Origin of the sequence: Haemophilus sp. HN_Hi08 (assembly GCF_049824455.1) — a bacterium.
In the GTDB taxonomy this organism is placed as follows: domain Bacteria; phylum Pseudomonadota; class Gammaproteobacteria; order Enterobacterales; family Pasteurellaceae; genus Haemophilus; species Haemophilus influenzae_D.
Genome location: NZ_CP187493.1, coordinates 1,759,024 through 1,776,098 on the forward strand (window position 1 = coordinate 1,759,024; position 17,075 = coordinate 1,776,098).

At 42.0% G+C, this 17,075-nt stretch carries 16 protein-coding genes and 7 pseudogenes; 18 read left to right on the forward strand and 5 right to left on the reverse strand.

The window, feature by feature from the left end:
- Positions 1 to 2: 2 nt before the first annotated feature.
- The 17 genes and pseudogenes from ACPT8O_RS08595 (at position 3) to ACPT8O_RS08675 (ending at position 13,036) form a co-directional block, all read left to right on the forward strand.
- A complete protein-coding gene (locus ACPT8O_RS08595; protein ID WP_021034875.1) occupies positions 3 to 374 on the forward strand; it encodes a hypothetical protein in 372 nt (123 codons plus the stop codon).
- Positions 374 to 715: a hypothetical protein gene (locus tag ACPT8O_RS08600; protein ID WP_021034874.1), complete on the forward strand. Its 342-nt coding sequence runs from the start codon at positions 374 to 376 to the stop codon at positions 713 to 715. Before ACPT8O_RS08595 ends, ACPT8O_RS08600 begins: the two co-directional genes overlap by 1 nt.
- Positions 716 to 771: 56 nt before the next feature.
- Positions 772 to 936 carry a hypothetical protein gene (locus ACPT8O_RS08605; protein ID WP_218834128.1) on the forward strand — a complete coding sequence of 55 codons (165 nt, stop codon included), beginning with the start codon at positions 772 to 774 and terminating at the stop codon, positions 934 to 936.
- A 46-nt stretch (positions 937 to 982) separates the two neighbouring features.
- Positions 983 to 3,261, forward strand: a pseudogene (locus ACPT8O_RS08610) (phage tail tape measure protein).
- Between the two features lie 2 nt (positions 3,262 to 3,263).
- On the forward strand, positions 3,264 to 4,598 hold the full coding sequence (locus tag ACPT8O_RS08615) for a DNA circularization protein (RefSeq protein ID WP_021034870.1): 1,335 nt from the start codon (positions 3,264 to 3,266) through the stop codon (positions 4,596 to 4,598).
- Complete coding sequence (locus tag ACPT8O_RS08620; protein WP_021034869.1) at positions 4,588 to 5,712, forward strand: phage baseplate assembly protein; 1,125 nt, start codon at positions 4,588 to 4,590, stop codon at positions 5,710 to 5,712. The genes ACPT8O_RS08615 and ACPT8O_RS08620 overlap by 11 nt, the downstream gene beginning before the upstream one ends.
- Before the next feature lie 9 nt (positions 5,713 to 5,721).
- Positions 5,722 to 6,357 carry a phage baseplate assembly protein V gene (locus tag ACPT8O_RS08625; RefSeq protein ID WP_021034868.1) on the forward strand — a complete coding sequence of 212 codons (636 nt, stop codon included), beginning with the start codon at positions 5,722 to 5,724 and terminating at the stop codon, positions 6,355 to 6,357.
- A gap of 69 nt (positions 6,358 to 6,426) precedes the next feature.
- Positions 6,427 to 6,777 (forward strand): phage GP46 family protein, encoded by a 351-nt coding sequence (locus ACPT8O_RS08630; RefSeq protein WP_041175293.1) that lies wholly within the window; start codon positions 6,427 to 6,429, stop codon positions 6,775 to 6,777.
- A 14-nt stretch (positions 6,778 to 6,791) separates the two neighbouring features.
- Positions 6,792 to 7,856 (forward strand): baseplate J/gp47 family protein, encoded by a 1,065-nt coding sequence (locus ACPT8O_RS08635; RefSeq protein ID WP_021034866.1) that lies wholly within the window; start codon positions 6,792 to 6,794, stop codon positions 7,854 to 7,856.
- Positions 7,853 to 8,449 carry a YmfQ family protein gene (locus ACPT8O_RS08640; RefSeq protein WP_172454002.1) on the forward strand — a complete coding sequence of 199 codons (597 nt, stop codon included), beginning with the start codon at positions 7,853 to 7,855 and terminating at the stop codon, positions 8,447 to 8,449. Before ACPT8O_RS08635 ends, ACPT8O_RS08640 begins: the two co-directional genes overlap by 4 nt.
- Positions 8,450 to 8,452: 3 nt before the next feature.
- Positions 8,453 to 9,358, forward strand: coding sequence for a phage tail protein (locus ACPT8O_RS08645; protein ID WP_265468873.1), 906 nt, complete (start codon positions 8,453 to 8,455; stop codon positions 9,356 to 9,358).
- A gap of 1 nt (position 9,359) precedes the next feature.
- The gene (locus ACPT8O_RS08650; RefSeq protein ID WP_021034863.1) at positions 9,360 to 10,433 is read left to right on the forward strand and encodes a pyocin knob domain-containing protein; all 1,074 of its coding nucleotides are present in this window, start codon (positions 9,360 to 9,362) and stop codon (positions 10,431 to 10,433) included.
- A 32-nt stretch (positions 10,434 to 10,465) separates the two neighbouring features.
- Positions 10,466 to 11,050: a hypothetical protein gene (locus ACPT8O_RS08655; RefSeq protein WP_021034862.1), complete on the forward strand. Its 585-nt coding sequence runs from the start codon at positions 10,466 to 10,468 to the stop codon at positions 11,048 to 11,050.
- Positions 11,043 to 11,552 (forward strand): annotated as a pseudogene (locus ACPT8O_RS08660) (enoyl-CoA hydratase). Before ACPT8O_RS08655 ends, ACPT8O_RS08660 begins: the two are co-directional and overlap by 8 nt.
- 174 nt (positions 11,553 to 11,726) lie before the next feature.
- Positions 11,727 to 11,846, forward strand: a complete 120-nt coding sequence (locus tag ACPT8O_RS08665) for a Com family DNA-binding transcriptional regulator (RefSeq protein ID WP_005641687.1) — start codon at positions 11,727 to 11,729, stop codon at positions 11,844 to 11,846.
- 61 nt (positions 11,847 to 11,907) lie between these two features.
- Positions 11,908 to 12,757, forward strand: a pseudogene (locus ACPT8O_RS08670) (hypothetical protein).
- Positions 12,758 to 12,817: 60 nt separating this feature from the next.
- A complete protein-coding gene (locus tag ACPT8O_RS08675) occupies positions 12,818 to 13,036 on the forward strand; it encodes a hypothetical protein (RefSeq protein WP_021034860.1) in 219 nt (72 codons plus the stop codon).
- Between the two features lie 148 nt (positions 13,037 to 13,184).
- On the opposite strand, the pseudogene ACPT8O_RS08680 reads toward ACPT8O_RS08675, so the two are convergent.
- The 3 genes and pseudogenes from ACPT8O_RS08680 to ACPT8O_RS08690 all read right to left on the reverse strand — a co-directional run.
- Positions 13,185 to 13,328 (reverse strand): annotated as a pseudogene (locus tag ACPT8O_RS08680) (bile acid:sodium symporter family protein); the annotation flags it as partial.
- Positions 13,329 to 13,405: 77 nt separating this feature from the next.
- Positions 13,406 to 13,693: pseudogene (locus ACPT8O_RS08685) on the reverse strand (peptide ABC transporter ATP-binding protein); the annotation flags it as partial.
- Between the two features lie 140 nt (positions 13,694 to 13,833).
- On the reverse strand, positions 13,834 to 14,970 hold the full coding sequence (locus ACPT8O_RS08690; protein ID WP_041175292.1) for an RNA-guided endonuclease InsQ/TnpB family protein: 1,137 nt from the start codon (positions 14,968 to 14,970) through the stop codon (positions 13,834 to 13,836).
- Between the two features lie 45 nt (positions 14,971 to 15,015).
- On the opposite strand from ACPT8O_RS08690, the gene tnpA reads away from it, so the two are divergent.
- Complete coding sequence (gene tnpA, locus ACPT8O_RS08695) at positions 15,016 to 15,432, forward strand: IS200/IS605 family transposase (protein WP_041175397.1); 417 nt, start codon at positions 15,016 to 15,018, stop codon at positions 15,430 to 15,432.
- A 74-nt stretch (positions 15,433 to 15,506) separates the two neighbouring features.
- Here the strand turns inward: tnpA and ACPT8O_RS08700 are convergent.
- Positions 15,507 to 16,021, reverse strand: a pseudogene (locus tag ACPT8O_RS08700) (ATP-binding cassette domain-containing protein); the annotation flags it as partial.
- Positions 16,021 to 17,074, reverse strand: a pseudogene (locus ACPT8O_RS08705) (oligopeptide/dipeptide ABC transporter ATP-binding protein). The pseudogenes ACPT8O_RS08705 and ACPT8O_RS08700, both read right to left, overlap by 1 nt.
- Between the last annotated feature and the right edge of the window lies 1 nt (position 17,075).

The following is a 17,075-nucleotide window of genomic DNA, read 5'->3' on the forward strand; positions in this document are numbered from 1 at the left end:
AAATGGAAAAATATGCTGGAATGGCGGTGTTAGAAGTAAATGGCGTTGAATTTGAAATTACCGATTTAAATGTCACAAAACAAACTGGGCGTAAATTAGTCAAAACTATGAACTCTGAAGGTCGTGCACGTGGCTTTGCTAAAGGCATTACGACCTGGGAGCTGTCAGTGACTGCTGCTCTGCCGATTGATGGTTCAGAGATTGATTGGGCTGGTATCAGTGATGCGAAAATCACGGTATATCCGCTTAATCAAGAAGATAAGCGTACGTCTTACCTTGGTTGCTTTACTACCCAAGTAGGCGAGAAATACACGGTGGATAACGAAGCCGTTATTGATATCCAGATGAATGCGCTTAAAGAGGTAAAAGAATAATGCGTTTACTTCTTGGTATCTCTTATGAAGACAAGCGTTATTTTGACTTTGACGTGCGATTACTAACCTTGGGTGGCGAATGTGCTGCCCTTGAGAAAGTCGCCGAGCTTGGTTTAGATGAGAAAGAAAACCTCACGAAAGCGGAGCAAATGCTCGTGGACTTGGCTTATTTATCTGAACAGCTTGATATTATCGGTATTGCGCAAGATAAGCTCACGCCACAGTTTTTACTGGATAACCTTGCCACGGATGATTATGTGCTGATTACGCAAGCTATCGCTGAACTACGAAAAAAGCACATCGACGCTGGGGAAAACCCGAGCAAAGCCGAAACCGAATAAAACAACATTACGGTGTGTTTGATGCCGAGAAGAATTACCGAAGTGCGGTTATTTTATTGGCTAAATTTGGGTTTACTGCTGAAGAAGTACGAGCAATGTGTCACGCTGAAGTTGCTGCGTGGGTGGCAAGTTGGCAATATTCGCAAGGTATTAAAACTCAGTCAGAAAAAGGCAACACGGTGCATTACAACCTTATGCGTCGTAAAACTAAGGGGGCGTAAGCCCCTTTTTTTGTGGATTTAAAATGAGTTTAAAGAGGGTTTAAAAATGGCTGAGTTGAATTTAGCGTTGAAGCTGAAAGCGCAAGACCAAGCAAGTCGTGTGTTTCGACGAGCGCAATCGCAGATTACGCAAAGCACACGTGCTATGGCTCAAGCGCGTGAAAGGTTAGGTGTGCGAAGTTAACATAAAATCCAACAAGAAATTAATCATACCATTGCCGCTTATAACCGATTAAAACGTAGTGGCACAGCCACTAGTCGCGAATTAGCGCGTGAGGCTGAAGCGACGCGCTCAAAAATTGCTGGGCTTAATGCGGAAATGGGGAAAACCACGTGGGGGCAACGATTAGGCAATGTTGGAACTGCCATTGCTAGTGTGGGCGCAGGCATGGCGGCTGGAGCTATGGTGATGGCACAACCTATGAAAAAGGAAATGGACTATGACCGACGCTTAGCGATGGTATCCAATACTGCCTTCTCCGACCGAGACGTAGCTGGGCGAATTGCAGGAAAGAAAGAATTACATGATGCGGTGAAAAGTGCGGTAGAAACTGGAGGGGGACGAAAGAAGAAGCCTTGGGCGCATTAGATAAGTTATTAGCCTCCGGTACTGTGAAAGCTGAAACCGCAATGAAGTTATTGCCTACTTTACAAAAAGGTGCGGTGGCAACAGGTGCAAGTACAGAAGATTTATCGGCGATTGCAATTTCCGCTATGCAGCAATTTGGCATCAGCGAAGATCAAATTGGTGCGGTATTAGATAAGGCTGTGGCTGCTGGGCAAGCGGGTAACTTTGAACTTGCCGATATGGCACGTTGGCTTCCACAACAAATGGCGGCAGCTAAATCGGCTGGGCTTTCGGGCATGGATGGCTTTGAAGCATTATTAGTCGCAAACCAACAAGCGCGTGTTACCGCAGGGACAAGTGATGAAGCAGGTAATAACCTGGTTAATTTACTCGCCAAACTTACGTCTAAAGAGACTGCAGATCGTTTTTCTAAATTAGAAATTAAAGGCAAAGATGGGAAAACCCACGGCATTGATTTTATTAAATCCATGGAGAATGAGAAGAAACAAGGTAAGAATTCTATTGAGGCCTTTGGTTCTATTATGGATATGGTCGTAGGAGAAGACAAACGTTATCAAGCCTTAAAAGCGAAATTGAAAACAGCCAAAAAAGAAGAACAGCAAGCCTTAATAGAACAAATGACAAACTTAGTAGAAGGTACGGCCATTGGGCAGATTATTTCTGACCGTCAAGCCTTAATGGCACTTCTTGGGATTCGCAACAATGTTGAACTAGGCAAGCAAGTAAAAGAAGAAGTCACGAATTCTGAAGGCGCTACAGATAAGTCCCATAAAGTTGTGATGTCAACTAACAGTGCAAAAGTAGAACAAGCTAAAAATGCAGTTGAATTTGCACAAATGGAAGGCATGAAAAGTTTTAATGATGCTCTTGGTGATGCGGCTACAAAACTGGCTGAATATGCGAAAGCCTATCCTGATTTAACCTCTACACTGACTACAGCTGGCACCGTTATTACAGCATTAAGTACGGCTGCGATTGCGGCTAGTGGTGCATTAGCATTATTGGGCGTTAAACGAGGCGGAATTGGGCTTAGTGATGTAGCAGATGTCGCTGGCAATCTAGGGAAAGGGAAAAACGGTTTAAAAATTAAAGGGGGCGGTAAGTTAGGCAGTATTCTTAGTGCAGGGGCACTTTTTACCAGTGGTTTAATGATTGCTGGAGAACAACGTACAACGGAAGAAGCGAAGGCTGAAGAAAAAGCTGAGGCGAAAACTGCTCAAGAAAAACAGCTTGAAAACCAATTTTATCCCAATGCTTACGGTGGCAATAAACCGACCACAACCCATTACGCACCGCAAGGTTTCGGTTATAACAAAAATTCTGTATGGGGGACGGCTTCTCGCTCGGGCGAAGTGGCTGAAATTGCACGTAAAGATGAAGTTGCCGCTTTACGCCTTGAGCTAGGCACTCTCACTCAAGCCCAATATGATGAGCGCACGCGCCAAAGTGCGGTAAAAATTGCGGAAATTCGCAATCAGGGGAAAGGCTATTCAGGTTTATCTGTAGCGGCTAATGACACCGACTCCGCTTTAAGTCGCACACTGGGTGATTTATCTAGCTTGGCTAACTATCAAGCGGATTTTTAGCATTTTGGGCAAACCATTAGTGATGGATTAAAAACCGCCATTGAAAGCCAAAATTTTACAATTCAAAATCAAATTAAGATTGATATGGATGGGCGACCTGTTTATGAAGGGGTTGCTGAAAATATCTATCAATCAATGAAACGGGGGTAACTATGGGTTGGACAATGCCTGTGCAACGTGCAAGTTTTCGCGGCGTGCGTTTCGATGTGCTTTCGGTGGATGATGATGTCTATCGCTCGACCATTGAGCATGCTTATCCTTTCGTCAATGGCGCAGACGTGGAAGATTTGGGATTAAATCCATTAACCGTGCGTATGCAAGCCGTATTTTATGGGACAGGCTATTATACGGACTTTAAGAAGTTTTTAAGCGTGTTACAAAAATCAGGGGCAGCAACATTAGTGCATCCGATTCGTGGGCGTTTGCAAAATATGATTTGCACTGGGGCGAGTTTTCACCACGAAGCAGAAATGATTGATTATGTGGCGTTAGATTTGACTTTTATTGAATCTACGCCAGCTAAACCGATTTTTGTCTTTAATTATTCCCTATTGGCAAAAATAGATGCCTTACTGACTGAATTAGAAAATTTTGTTGATGATGTGATGGCATTGTATGGCGAATTTATGGAGATTGTTGCCTTTGCCGCTAATACAAAATCACGTTTGTTGGGTGTTTATGGCGCATTATTTGGCTGTTTTGAGCAAGTGCGCGGGTTATTTGATTTTGACAAAACCAAGTATGGTGTGTCGCCTGTCGTGACACAAGATAACTTTAAAGCAAAATCTAGCCGTGCTGTGCGTGATTTGGTAACCATGATTGATTCTGGATTGCGCCAAATTGCTTCGTGCAAGGACTTAACCCTGCGTGCAAAATTTGATGAGGTACTCCGCACAATACGTCAAATCAAGCATATTCCTGCTGATTTAGTGAGTGGTAAGAATATTAAATCTGCCAAAGAACAAGCGGCGTTGAAATCATTAACGACCTCTTTTAGTAAGGACGATACTGAATCTGTGCATTTAATGATGCAGTTAGCCTCTAGTGTTGCTTTGTTGCGTATTGCCACTGAATTGGTAGAGGACGATGATTTATTGCCACAGGATATTGAGTACATCACGACTCAAGTGCGGTCACAAATTATGGATAATTTACAATTGTTACGCAAACAAGCAGACGATGAACATCGTGGGGAAAATATCACGGTATTAAGCACACCTAATACGAGTTTTTATACGGCTGCGCACAATACGGCAGAGCAATTACGCAATAAAGCGCATAAGTTTACTCAACTTGCCCTTGCGGCAATTAATCGTAAACCGCCTTTAATGGTGCGTGAGGTGCCATTTAGCGGTACTGTGCAACAAATTGCACATGCATTTTATCAGGATTACAAACGTGCAGATGAATTATTAAGATTGAATCCGCAGATCCGTTATCCGAATTTTGTTGAGCGTGGGGAGTGGTTAAACAGCTATGTCAAATAATTACCCTTATGAAAATGATGTTACGCTGGAAGTGGACGGTAAAGCCCACAATAGCTGGAAAAGTTATGATATTGATAGTGACTTTTTAATCCCTGCCGACGCCTTTAAATTTGATTTGGGCGTGCCTTCAAACAGTACGGTTTTACCTGATTTTTCGGGGGCTGAAGTGAAAGTGCGCATTAATGGCGAATTGGTGATGACAGGCATCGTGGATACGACACAGCACACTATTAGTAAAACTAACCGCACTTATAGCCTCAATGGGCGTGACCGTGCGAGTATCCTTGTGGATTGCTCTGCCCCCATTACCAATGTAAAAGGCTTGACTGTGTTAGATGCGGTAAAAAAAATTGTTGAACCACTTGGTATTAAAAAAGTGGCATTGCGTGCGGAAAATAATCCAACATTAGATAAAGTCGATATTGACGTAGGCGAAACAGCTTGGAATGCGGCAATGCGTTGTGCGAACTCGGCAGGCTTGCACTTGTGGTTTGAGCCAAATGGAGAGCTGATTGTGGGCGGTGCGGATTACAGCACACCACCTGTGGCGACCTTGTGTTGTATGAAAGACGGCAAACGAAACAACTTTGAGCAGTCGGATTTAACGTTTGATGTGTCGAATCGGTTTAGCGAAGTCACTTTTCTTGCACAAAGCCACGGCAAGCAAGGGCAAGACAATAAAAACGATCTGAAATGGGTTTATCACGATCCTGAAATGACTATCTACAAGCCGAAAACCGTGGTGGTATCTGATGTAGATAACTTGGAAGCCTTGCAAAAATGGGCGAAAAAATACATTGCGGACAGTATGCTAGAAGGTTTTACCCTTACTATCGTTGTTCCCGATCACAAAATGCAAGACGGCACATTATGGCAACCAGGGCAACGTGTGCATGTAATTTGCGAGGAATATGAGATTGATGCCATTTTCTTTTTAATGGGGCGACGTTTTATGCTGAGCCGAAACGCTGGCACACAAACGGAACTACGCTTTAAACAAGACGGCATTTGGACACCAGACGCTTACAACGCAAAAGCAGAAAAAGCACGTAAGCGTAAGGGCAAGAAATTAATGGCTACTAACGGACATGGCAGCTGGGTGGCTGCGAATTAAGGGGACAAAATGAGACGATTAAGCCAAGTCATTCAACAAAAGGCGCAAGGTGCGGCAGAGGAAATCCGTCAAGCCTTTCGCGGTGTGCTGCACTTAGTGAAAAGTGCGGACAATATTCAGAAAGTTCAGGCTTCGGGGCTTGCCGATGAAACCTTGCAAGATGTAGAGTTGATGCAGCAGTTTGGCTTTACTTCTGTGCCTCCAGCAAACACGCAAGCGGTGATTTTACCCATTGGCGGACAAACTACCCACGGTATTGTGATTGCAACCGAGAACGGTTCTTTCCGCGTAAAAAATCTGCAAGGTGGCGAAGTGACCATTTATGATGAAAGTGGCTCTAGCATTGTATTAAAAAAGGGGCGGTTAATTGAGATTGATTGTGATGTATTAAAGATTAACGCTGCAACAAAAGTGGATATATCAAGTCCACTGGTTGAAACCGATCAGGTCTTTACTGCCCAAGGGCAAATCAATGGTAATGGTGGTATGGCTGTGCAAGGTGGCAGTGGTGCGAGCTTTACTGGTAATGTACAGCAAAGTGGCGGTAGCTTTACGACCGACGGCGACGTGGAGGCTGGTACAATTTCGTTAAGGAACCACAAACATACTGGCGATAGCGGAGGCAAAACCAGTAAACCTGAATAATCTAACCTTAAAGGAGATGCTGAAACCCTGCATCTCCTTTCTTTTTACCTCTTATCTTATCCTGTCAATATGGACAGAGAGATCAGCCCGTTTACCGGGGACTATACAAGTAAACAAATCAGTACGCTTGCCAATGCAGCGTATATCAGATTGACCACACCATTAGGCTCTTGGTGGGCAGATGGGCGTGTAGGCTCTCTGCTCCATCTTATTCCGCGCGAAAAAGATTTGTCGCACATAGGTTTAATTGCACAACAATATGCCGAAGAAGCCTTGCAACCCTTGATTGATGATGGACGTGCGGACGAAATTATTGTCAATCATACCCAACCACATAACGGTGTATTGATTTTAGATATATCCATCCGAGATAACCGGGGCGAAACCTATCATTTTAAACACCCGGTAAAAGTCATTTAAAAAGGGTTTAAACCATGTTTATTGTGCCGAGTTTAGAAGATATTCGCCAAGCGATTTTGCGCGATGTGCAGTCATTAGAGCCGAGTGCTGATGTGAGCATAGATAGTGACTATTATGCACGTGCCAGTAGCCTTGCTGCTGTAGCGGAAGGTATTTATGCTCATCAAAAATGGATTATTAAACAATTCTTTCCCGATACTGCCGACACAGATTTTCTTGAAAAACATGCTGGCTTGCGTGGTATTCGCCGTCGTAATGCGACTTATGCTAGTGGGCGTGGCGCAACAGTGACAGGTACCCCTGATGCGGTGATTAAAGTTGGATTACAAATTAAAACAGACGATAACCGATTTTACGAAACCACCGAAAGTGCGGTGATTTCTGCAAGCGGTTCTGCCGTTGTTACCGTGCGAAGTCTTGCGACAGGTGCCAGCCAAAATATTAAAACTGCGACAAAAGCAAACTTTATGGCAGCACCTTTAGGCGTGCAATCCGATGTGGTGCTAAATGATGTAATTGGTGCAACGGACGCGGAAAGCGATGCGTCTTTGCTCGAACGTTTGCTTGAGATTATTCGCCGACCACCTGCTGGGGGCAATCGTTATGACTATCGTACATGGGCATTATCGGTGGATGGCGTGGATGCTGCTTATGTTTACCCATTGCGTCGTGGGCTTGGTACGGTAGATATTGCGATCACATCAAATAACGATGTGCCAAGCGATGAAACAATACGTCGCTGCCAAGAATATATTGACGATGTGCGCCCTGTGACCGCGCGAGAAAGCAAAGTGGTGAAACCTGATGTAACAAAAGTCAATTTTAATATTCAGGTAAAAATCAGTGGCGTGACCTTACCCGAAATTAAGGCAGCGATTTCCACCGCACTTGCGGATTATTTTAATACGTTAATCCCAGGCGATGATTTGATTGTGTCGCAATGTGAAGCGGTGGTAAATAACTTGGTCGGTGTGGTTGACCGTAAGTTTACGGCACCTATCACTAATCTAAAAGCAGATGTGCGTACAAAAATTGAGTGGTTTCGGTTAGGTCAAATCACCGTTACGGAGATGGCATAATGCAAACTGACCACAAAAAGGTGTTAGCAAAACTTTATCCGCCTGTTTCATACGACGTAAATGGAGAGCGTTTTTTAGCACAGTGTGAGGTGGATGGTAATGCCTTTGACCGATTACAAAAAAGTGCGGTGGATTTATTGCAAATTATTGAACCTGCCACCTCCAATACGATGTTGTCCGATTGGGAACATTTATGCGGCATAAAAACAGATTATACCAATAACTATCAAGCACGAGTAAAACGTGTTATTGCCAAGTTAAATGCAATTGGGGGCTTATCCATTCCCTATTTTAAACGGATTGCGGAAAGTATTGGATATCGTATCGAAATTAAAGAGTTTTCTCCCCTTGCGAATGATTTACCAACAACGGGGGATTTAGCACAATTTCGTAATGAAGCGCGCGATAACTTGATTTTTATGTGGCGAGTATCGGTGCTTAATGGGGATGACAATATTGTGTATTTTCGCGCAGGTAGTTCCTTTGCAGGTAATCATTTAGTGGAATTTGGCGACCCAATTATTGAGGAATTCTTCCGAGATTTAAAACCTGCACATACTTACTGTTATTTTGCTTATCAAACAGGATCTTAATATATGAAAAGTTTAATGCCTCAAATTGATTCAAATGATGGCCTTTTTCACAATGGTAATCCAGCAACAGGTGAACAAGGCACACGAGTAACCGATACGTGGCTTAATAATTTGCAAGACCGAGTACGCGATGTACAAGCGGAAGTGCATTATGTGTTGCAAAAAGCGGGGTTCAAGCCCGTAGAAAATAAGCAAACTCAGCTTTATGAGGCGATTGTTAAGATTATTGATGACAACCGAAAGACGGCAAGTTTAACTCAAAAAGGCGAAACCAAACTTTACACAGGCTACGATAGCCAAAGTGAAGATTTAGCATTGACGCCTAAAACCGGTTATCAGTTAAAACAGCTTATTGACTCCAACACACGCTCGCTTGGCAATGTTATCCCCAACAGCAAAAAATCCAGTGTAGTCAACAGTAACAGCAACGATACCGTGGCAACCTCTGCAGCAGTCAAGACAGCTTACGATAAAGCAGTCTCTGCCGAAGAAAACAACCTCTATCAGAAAATCTATGTTGGTAAAGATAATTTGCAATTAGATCTAACAGATCGCCAGCAACTCATTAATCTTTTTGGCTATAGCTACCGCATTAACGGGCATTTATCATTCACCGCACATAACAATGCGCAAAGTAATATCACCGGCTTACCGTTAACCACAAAAAGCCCGATTGCTGTCACATTTTATATTATTGGTGGTTATTCGTCTGTTTATTGTCATTATCCACTTTTAGGTCGCTCATTTTTTAGTCGCATCAATTTTAATAACACGGCACTTACATATAAATGGATTGAGTTGCTTACCAACACTGGGGAACAAACCATCAATAATCAACTGGTTTTAGCAACAAGAGGTTGGAGTAAAATCAAGTTTCCAATTGATAGCGGGGGGGGTATGGCGTGTTGAAATGAATCCAAACAGCGAAACTGACCCACGTTTTAATTTTGTGTACAAAATGAAAGATAACACGTCACGTTATTGCTCTTTCCCAGTATTAAGAAAAAATGAAGTCGTTGCGTATCAAGACTGGGTTAATGCACAAATAGCCGAAAATTTCACGCGTGGTAAACTGACCACACAAAATCTTAATGACATTAAAGCCTACGGTATTTACGCGCAAGAGGCGAATAGAGATGCTACACCTGAGCGAAATTATCCGACCAATTTTGCCGGGACGTTGATTGTCTATCCATCGGCTTATAACGTCATGCAGAAATACATCAATTTCCGCTCGGGCGAAACCTATCAACGGAATGTCAATATTGACTTGCGCACATGGAGCGAGTGGCGACGGATTGATGGGCTTAATAGCGTATCTCGTTCAGGTGATAAGATGACTGGCTCATTAATGATTGAGGGCAGTGCACCAGGGGGATTTGCCAATGGACTTATGCTTAAAAATAAAGCTGGGGGTCAAAATACAGGCGTATTTGTTGATTTTTATCAAACCGATAACATCCCTCGCGCATCAATGTTAATGAGGGATGCTGGTAATAATTCAACCCAAATTGAATTTCTGAACACTCCGGAAGGAGCGGATTGGTATAGAGATAGCCGACAAGGAGTGCTTACAATTTCATCGACTGGGGGGTTGTGGAGTAAATCTTACGGCTGGCTGCATGATCACTTTTCCAAACAAGATGATATTCGCAATGTTTGGAACGAATTAAACAACACCTACCGAAAAAATAGATACCGACACCAGTATTATCCGCACCATTACAACAGTGCAGAAGTGTTTGATATACCAATGGCAGATAATGGTGTAATGCGAGTAATTATTATGAATGTAACTATTAATGGCTACGCTAAAGTCAATCTACCTGAAGCATTTAATGGGAGCTGTGTGGTGCAAGCAACCGATGTTGGTGGCGGTCAAAAGCGTGTTGGTGCAAATATCCAAAATGGGAATGTTGTTGAAATCCACAATAGTGGACAAACAGACTTTCAAATTTTAGCTATAGGCTGGTATGGATGGTAAAAAATATGATGTTATTTAATATAGAAACAAGCATGTTCGCACCTGATTATCTAGTAACAGATAATCAAAATTGGATTGAAGTGAGCGATGAAGAAATTGATGGTATTTCTGCCAGTATAACCGGCGGTGGTGCGGTTTGGGCTGAAAATGGCAAAATCAAATGCTCGGGCAAGGCACCGAGTTTCAACATGGCGACTAAATCCTTTGAGCTATCGGAGGAAAAACAAACCGCACTTTTAGCCGAAACCCAAACTCGCCTTATCGCCAACATCGATGAGCACGCAGCAAAAATCTACAGTACATGGACACGCTTTGAGAGTGAGTATCGTGAGCGTCAAGCCGCAGCAGAAGCCTTTAAAGCGGCAAATTATGAAGGTGATTGCAGTCGATATATCTCAGATTTTGCGCAACGTGCCAGACTGGATAATAAGACCGCTGCAAACCTGATTTTGACACAGGCAGCAGGCTTGGAAAAGTTGCAAGTTGAGTTGGCTAACCAACGTATGCGCAAGTATGAAGTCAAAGCCCCTAATCTTACGCTTGAGCAACTGCAATCAATCCATGATGACATTATCAAACAAATGGATAACTTGATGGAGGCATATCAAAATGGCTAAGGTGTATTTGGCGATGTACAAACACAAACGCGACTGGCGCAAAGAGCCATTCAAAGAGCCATTCAAAGAGCCATTCAAAGAGCCGACCGCATTACTCGATTTTTTACCAAAGGCAACTATTCTCACTGCGAGATTGCCATTGAGCGCATTGAGTTTGGCAATGGGCATCATTATGAGCATGCGACAGTGTATGACTGCTACTCATCATCGGTACAAGACGGTGGCGTGCGTTGCAAACAGATTGATGTGTCCGATAACACCAAATGGGATTTAATCCCACATCAACGATGTCACCGAGGCGCAAATCAAAGCCTGTTTTAACCGCACTTCTGGCAAAAAATATGACTGGTGGGGAGCATTAGGCATCGTGCTTGGGACCAAACAAAAACGCTCAAAGTATTTTTGTAGTGAGTGGTGCTTCAATGCGATTTTGGGCAGTGAAGAAGGCTGGCGGTTTAGTCCAAATCAACTGGCCGTAATGTTCAATAAAAGAAGAATTTAAAAGGGGGGTTACCCTGCACAAAGTTTAATTCAGTAAAGAAAAGACGGCGATAACAACGGCACTAGGAATGCTCGTTGTTACCAGCTACGCAGAACGAACCTGCATATAGCCATATGCCGCCTACCTTGCGCAAGGCGGGCGGATTGTAACAAATCTTTTAACTAGGAGAAATATATGCAGTCAATTAAAGCAATCCGTTGCACATTTTGTAACAAATTATTGGCGAAAGTGGGGATAGTTGGTTATTTAGAAATCAAATGCCCTCGTTGCAAAACCGTTAATACTACACGTTAATTTGATTTGAGTGTCAGAATGCCTTGAGCATCGGAACGCCATAGAATAGAAAGGAAAAACTATGGCAAATCAAAACACCTTTAAACAAGCTCCATTACCGTTTATCGGACAAAAACGAATGTTTCTTAAACATTTTGAAACAGTTTTAAATAAGAATATTAAAGGTGATGGCGAAGGCTGGACGATTATTGATACATTCGGCGGCTCGGGCTTATTAAGCCACGCAGCCAAAGTAATTAAAACCAAAACACACGTAATTTACAATGATTTTGATGGATATGCGGAGCGATTGGCGCACATTGATGACATTAACAAGTTGCGTGCCGAGCTTTACTCTGTAGTTGGTAACGCTACGCAAAAAAATAAACGTATGACGAAGGATTGCAAAGCAGAATGCATCAGAATCATTCAAAACTTCAAAGGGTATAAAGATTTAAATTGCTTAGCGAGTTGGTTATTGTTCAGTGGGCAACAAGTAGCAACGCTTGATGACTTATTCCAACATGATTTCTGGCATTGTATTCGTCAGTCTGATTATCCAAAGGCAGACGGTTATTTGGACGGCGTAGAGATTGTACGTGAATCATTCCACACGTTACTACCGAAATTTGCTGATAATCCCAAAGCATTATTTGTGTTAGATCCTCCGTATCTATGCACACGCCAAGAGAGCTACAAGCAAGCAAGTAACTTACTTTGATTTAATCGACTTTCTACGTTTGATTAACATCACACGACCGCCTTATGTATTCTTTAGTTCTACTAAGAGCGAGTTTGTGCGGTTTATTGAATATATGGTCGAGGACAAAGTGGATAATTGGCAGACTTTTGACAACGCACAGCGCATTGTAGTCAATGCTTCGGCTAGTTATACAGGCAAGTATGAAGATAACATAGTTTATAAATTTTGAGTATGCTTTAGCCATTGAAAAGGCGTAAAATGATTGCGGAGTAGTGCGGAGGAGGTAACTATGAATAAGCTCAAAATTGATAACGGCGATGAGTATATCGAAAAATTAGTAGCATTTGTATCTCAGTTTTACGCCGACAACCCAATATTTACCGAACTAAACTTAACAGATGAACAACAAAATCTTCTTATGGATAAGCTAATCATGCCAAAATTCAAAGATATTTATGATGTTTCTTATCAAGCATTAAGGCAAAGCTATTTTAAGTTGAATGGCTAATAACAGGATTTAAACGCCCTTTAAATAGTAATTAAAGGGCGTTTTTATTTGCTTTAAAGTTGTGATTCATTTTGCATAAATATTTTTTGGTTTATGCAAAATAAAAGCCTATTTTATGCAAAAAGATTCGCAAAATTATACAATTAGCTTATTTTTCATTTTTGATATTGGAGAAAATATTTGCCAAAATTGGACCCGATACATTGTGCCAGAAACTAAATAAAGCACTTGGTACCGTTGCAATTGGGTTGAAATGTGTGGCAGCCAGTGCGGCGCCTAAACCTGAGTTTTTGTTAAAAAGAATGAAAAGAGCGGTCAATTTAAAGACGTTTTTTGAGATGTCTATCCCTAACTTGTATTTATAGGTGGCTAGGAAGTGTTTATTTGCCAAGCATTTTCATCAAGCAATTGACCAAAATGACTTTCTACAAGAAGGCGAGTGATGTTATTTTGAGGATTAGTGAAGCTCTCTCTTGGTGTACCCGATTCGATAATTTCACCTTGATCCATCACCAAGACTTGATCAGCAATGTGTTTGATAATGCCTAAGTTTTGCCCTACATAAATATAGGAAAGCCCCAAATGTTCTTGTAAATCTAAAATTAAGTTAAGTAATTGAACACGTACAGAAGCATCTAATGCGCTAAGAACATCATCATTGACATCCTCCCCGCCCTAAAGGACGGGGATTCCTACTAGCTCCCACGCTTTGCGTGGGTTACTCTCGGTGGGTTCTTGTTGCTGACCTCTATTGAGATTCACTTCACAAGCTCTACGGCTGTGTCCCAGCCTATATTTTACGCTTGGACGATAGCTCGCCCACGCTCCAAAACGTTTAACGCCCCGACCACATCCGCATTTTCTGTGTAGTCACATTCTAAGCATTCAAAATCAGCCTGAGTTTGGCGATTTTCCTTTGCGGTATAACCGCAACAAGGGCAAGTTCGACTGGTGTTCTGAGGCGGGACAGCCACTAAAAAACCACCTAGCCATTGCGTTTTATAGTCCAATTGACGGCGGAACTCGAACCAAGATTGGTCTAATATCGCTCGGTTCAAACCTGATTTCTGTTTCACATTTTTACCATGATCTTCCGCTGTGCCTTTGGCTGATTTGGACATATTCAACACCTGTAAATCTTCAACGTAGATCATTGCGTGGTTTTTGCTGATTTTGCTTGAAGTTTGGTGCAAGAAGTCTTTACGACAGTTAGCGATTTTGTGGTGCAATTTAGCGATTTTCGCCTTTAATTTCTGCCAGTTTTGGCTAAATTTAATCTTGTTTTTAAGTTGGCGTTGTAGTTTTGCTAGTTTGCCTTTGTGGGTTTTAAAGGCATTCAACGGCTTAAAATATTCACCGCTTGAAAGCGTTGCAAAACGGGCAACGCCCATATCTATCCCAATTTCTCCGCCTTGATGTGTTGGGATTTCATATTCAAATTCCGTTTGAATACTGGCAAAAAAACGACCGCACTTTTGGCTAACTGTGACGTTTTTAATTTCGCCGACGACATCACGGCTGTTGCGATAACGAACCCAACCGATTTTCGGGAGATACAAGCGGTTGTTTTGTTGTTCCAGTTTGCAACCTTGCGGAAAACGAAAGCTCTCTTTCAAGCCTTTTTTCTTGAACTTCGGGAAGTCAGCACGCTTTTGAAAGAAGTTTTTGAACGCACTTTCAAGATCTTTCAGACTTTGCTGTAAAACTTGACTGTGGCAGTCTTTGAGCCAAATCAGTTCTTTTTTCCATTGCGGAAGCAGATTGGCTATTTTCGTATAACTGAATTTGACGCTGCGATCTTGCTCATATTGCTCATTCTGCCAAGCCAACGCCCGATTGAAGACAAAACGAGAGCAACCACAGAACTGCTTAATTCTGCGGATTTGTTCGCCGTTTGGCATTATTTCGAACTTAAAGGCTTTGCGTAGTTGCATTGGCAAGGTTTAGAATATGATTTTCCCACATTCTACACTTGGTCTATGAAAAAAGAAACTGAAATCAGACACGGCAGGCATTGTGTTTTTAATATGCACGTTCACTTAGTCTTTGTTACAAAATACCGCCGTGATGTTTTTACGAAAGCGATTTTAGATGATCTCAATTTGATTTTCGAAAGCGTCTGCAATGATTTTGAAGCAAAATTAGTCGAGTTTGACGGCGAAGACGATCACGTTCATTTACTCATTGAATATCCGCCGAAAGTGGCAGTTTCTACGCTAGTAAACAGCCTAAAAGGTGTATCAAGTCGAATGATTAGAAAGAAAAATTACCCAAGTATCCGAAAAAAACTTTGGGGCAATCAGCTTTGGTCGCCCTCTTATTTTGCCGGTAGTTGCGGTGGTGCACCTATTTCAATTATTCGCCAATACATCGAGCAACAACAAACACCCGATTAGTTAGCTTTGAAACGGCTACGCCGTTTGTGCCTTATATCTCCGCCCTGAAGGACGGAGTTTTACTGCACAGGGCTGATAATAATAATTTCAGGCTGAAGAATCAGTGCGCGAGCTAAGGCGATCCGCTGTTTTTGGCTCATTGAGAGATGTTTAATTTTAAGATTAGTATAATCGGGATAAAGTCCCACTAATGAAAGCGTTTCAAAGATCTTTTGATTGCGTGTTTCTTCATCCCAATCGGTAATTAATTTCAATGGTGCGTCTAAGGCTTGTCCTATATTTAAGCGAGGGTTAAATGCTGAATTCGCATCTTGGAAAACCATTCGGATATGCTGTGCTCGATTATGAAAATCTTCAAATTGTAACGGTAAATCATTGAATAATATTTTTCCTGAAGTTGGGGGGGAATCCCTGCGATCATTTTAACTAAGGTTGATTTACCCGAACCATTTTTACCAATGATCGCAAGCGTTTCTTTGCGATTAAGTGAAAAGCTTATCTCTTTTACTGCATAAAACTGCTCTGTACCAAAAAATTTAGCCGGACCTTCAAAGGTTTTGCTAAGATTTTCCACTTGTAGTAAAGGCATTATTCACTTCCTTTTGATTCTGTATTGAGCGTAAGTGGTGACGTTGTCATTTTATCTTTAAACTGCCTTTCTCGGATATTTATTGGATGATGGCAGGAAAACTCGTGCTGTTTAATGCGATATCGGCTTGGCTTTTGAATACATTCACGTTGTGCGAAAGGACAGCGAGGCCCTAATCGACACCCCATCGGCATTTGTTCCAGAATGGGGACAATGCCTTCCAATGTTCCCAATCGGCTTTTAAAACTTAAGGGGCGACTAAAGTCGGGAACTGAGTAGAGTAATGCTTGTGTATAAGGATGATGAGGCATTTCTAATAATTGCTCGGTTGGGCCAGACTCTGTATTTTGACCACAATAAAGCACAGAAATGCTATCACACCATTCACTAATACTTTTCAGATCATTACTCGCTAATAAAATCGTTGTGCCTTGGTTTTGATTCATGCTTGAAAGTAAGCGGAAAATTTGTAATGCTGTAATTGACTCCAAAGAATTGGTGGGCTCATCCGCAATTAATAAGCGAGGCTGATTTGCAATCGCTACTGCGATCATGACTTTTTGACCTTCACCTTCTGTGAGATCGTCAGGATAATGCCATAATGTCCAGGTGATCTTTAATACCTACACGGTGTAGTAATTCAATTGCTCGACGTTTTTTCCAGCCGAACCATTGCCACCAATGACCTTTAAATGTCCAGTTCGGAATACTCTGAATAAGCTGTTTGCCGATTCTTCGGCTTGAATCTAGGTAGCTTAATGGATTTTGGAAAATCATTGAAATTTCTTTACCAACGATTTTTCGACGTTGATTCGGTGTTAGTTTAAGTAATTCAACATCATTAAAACGAAAACGGTCAGCCGTAACAATCCAGTTATCTTTAATGGAATTACTGATTATTTTAGCGATTAAACTTTTACCGGAACCGGATTCACCAACAAGTCCTAGAATTTCCCCTTCATTGACTGAAAGATTGACGCCGTCCACAATTTTTATACGGCCGTTTGGTGTTTGAATTTCAATATTAAGATTGCGAATATCTAACAGCGCCATG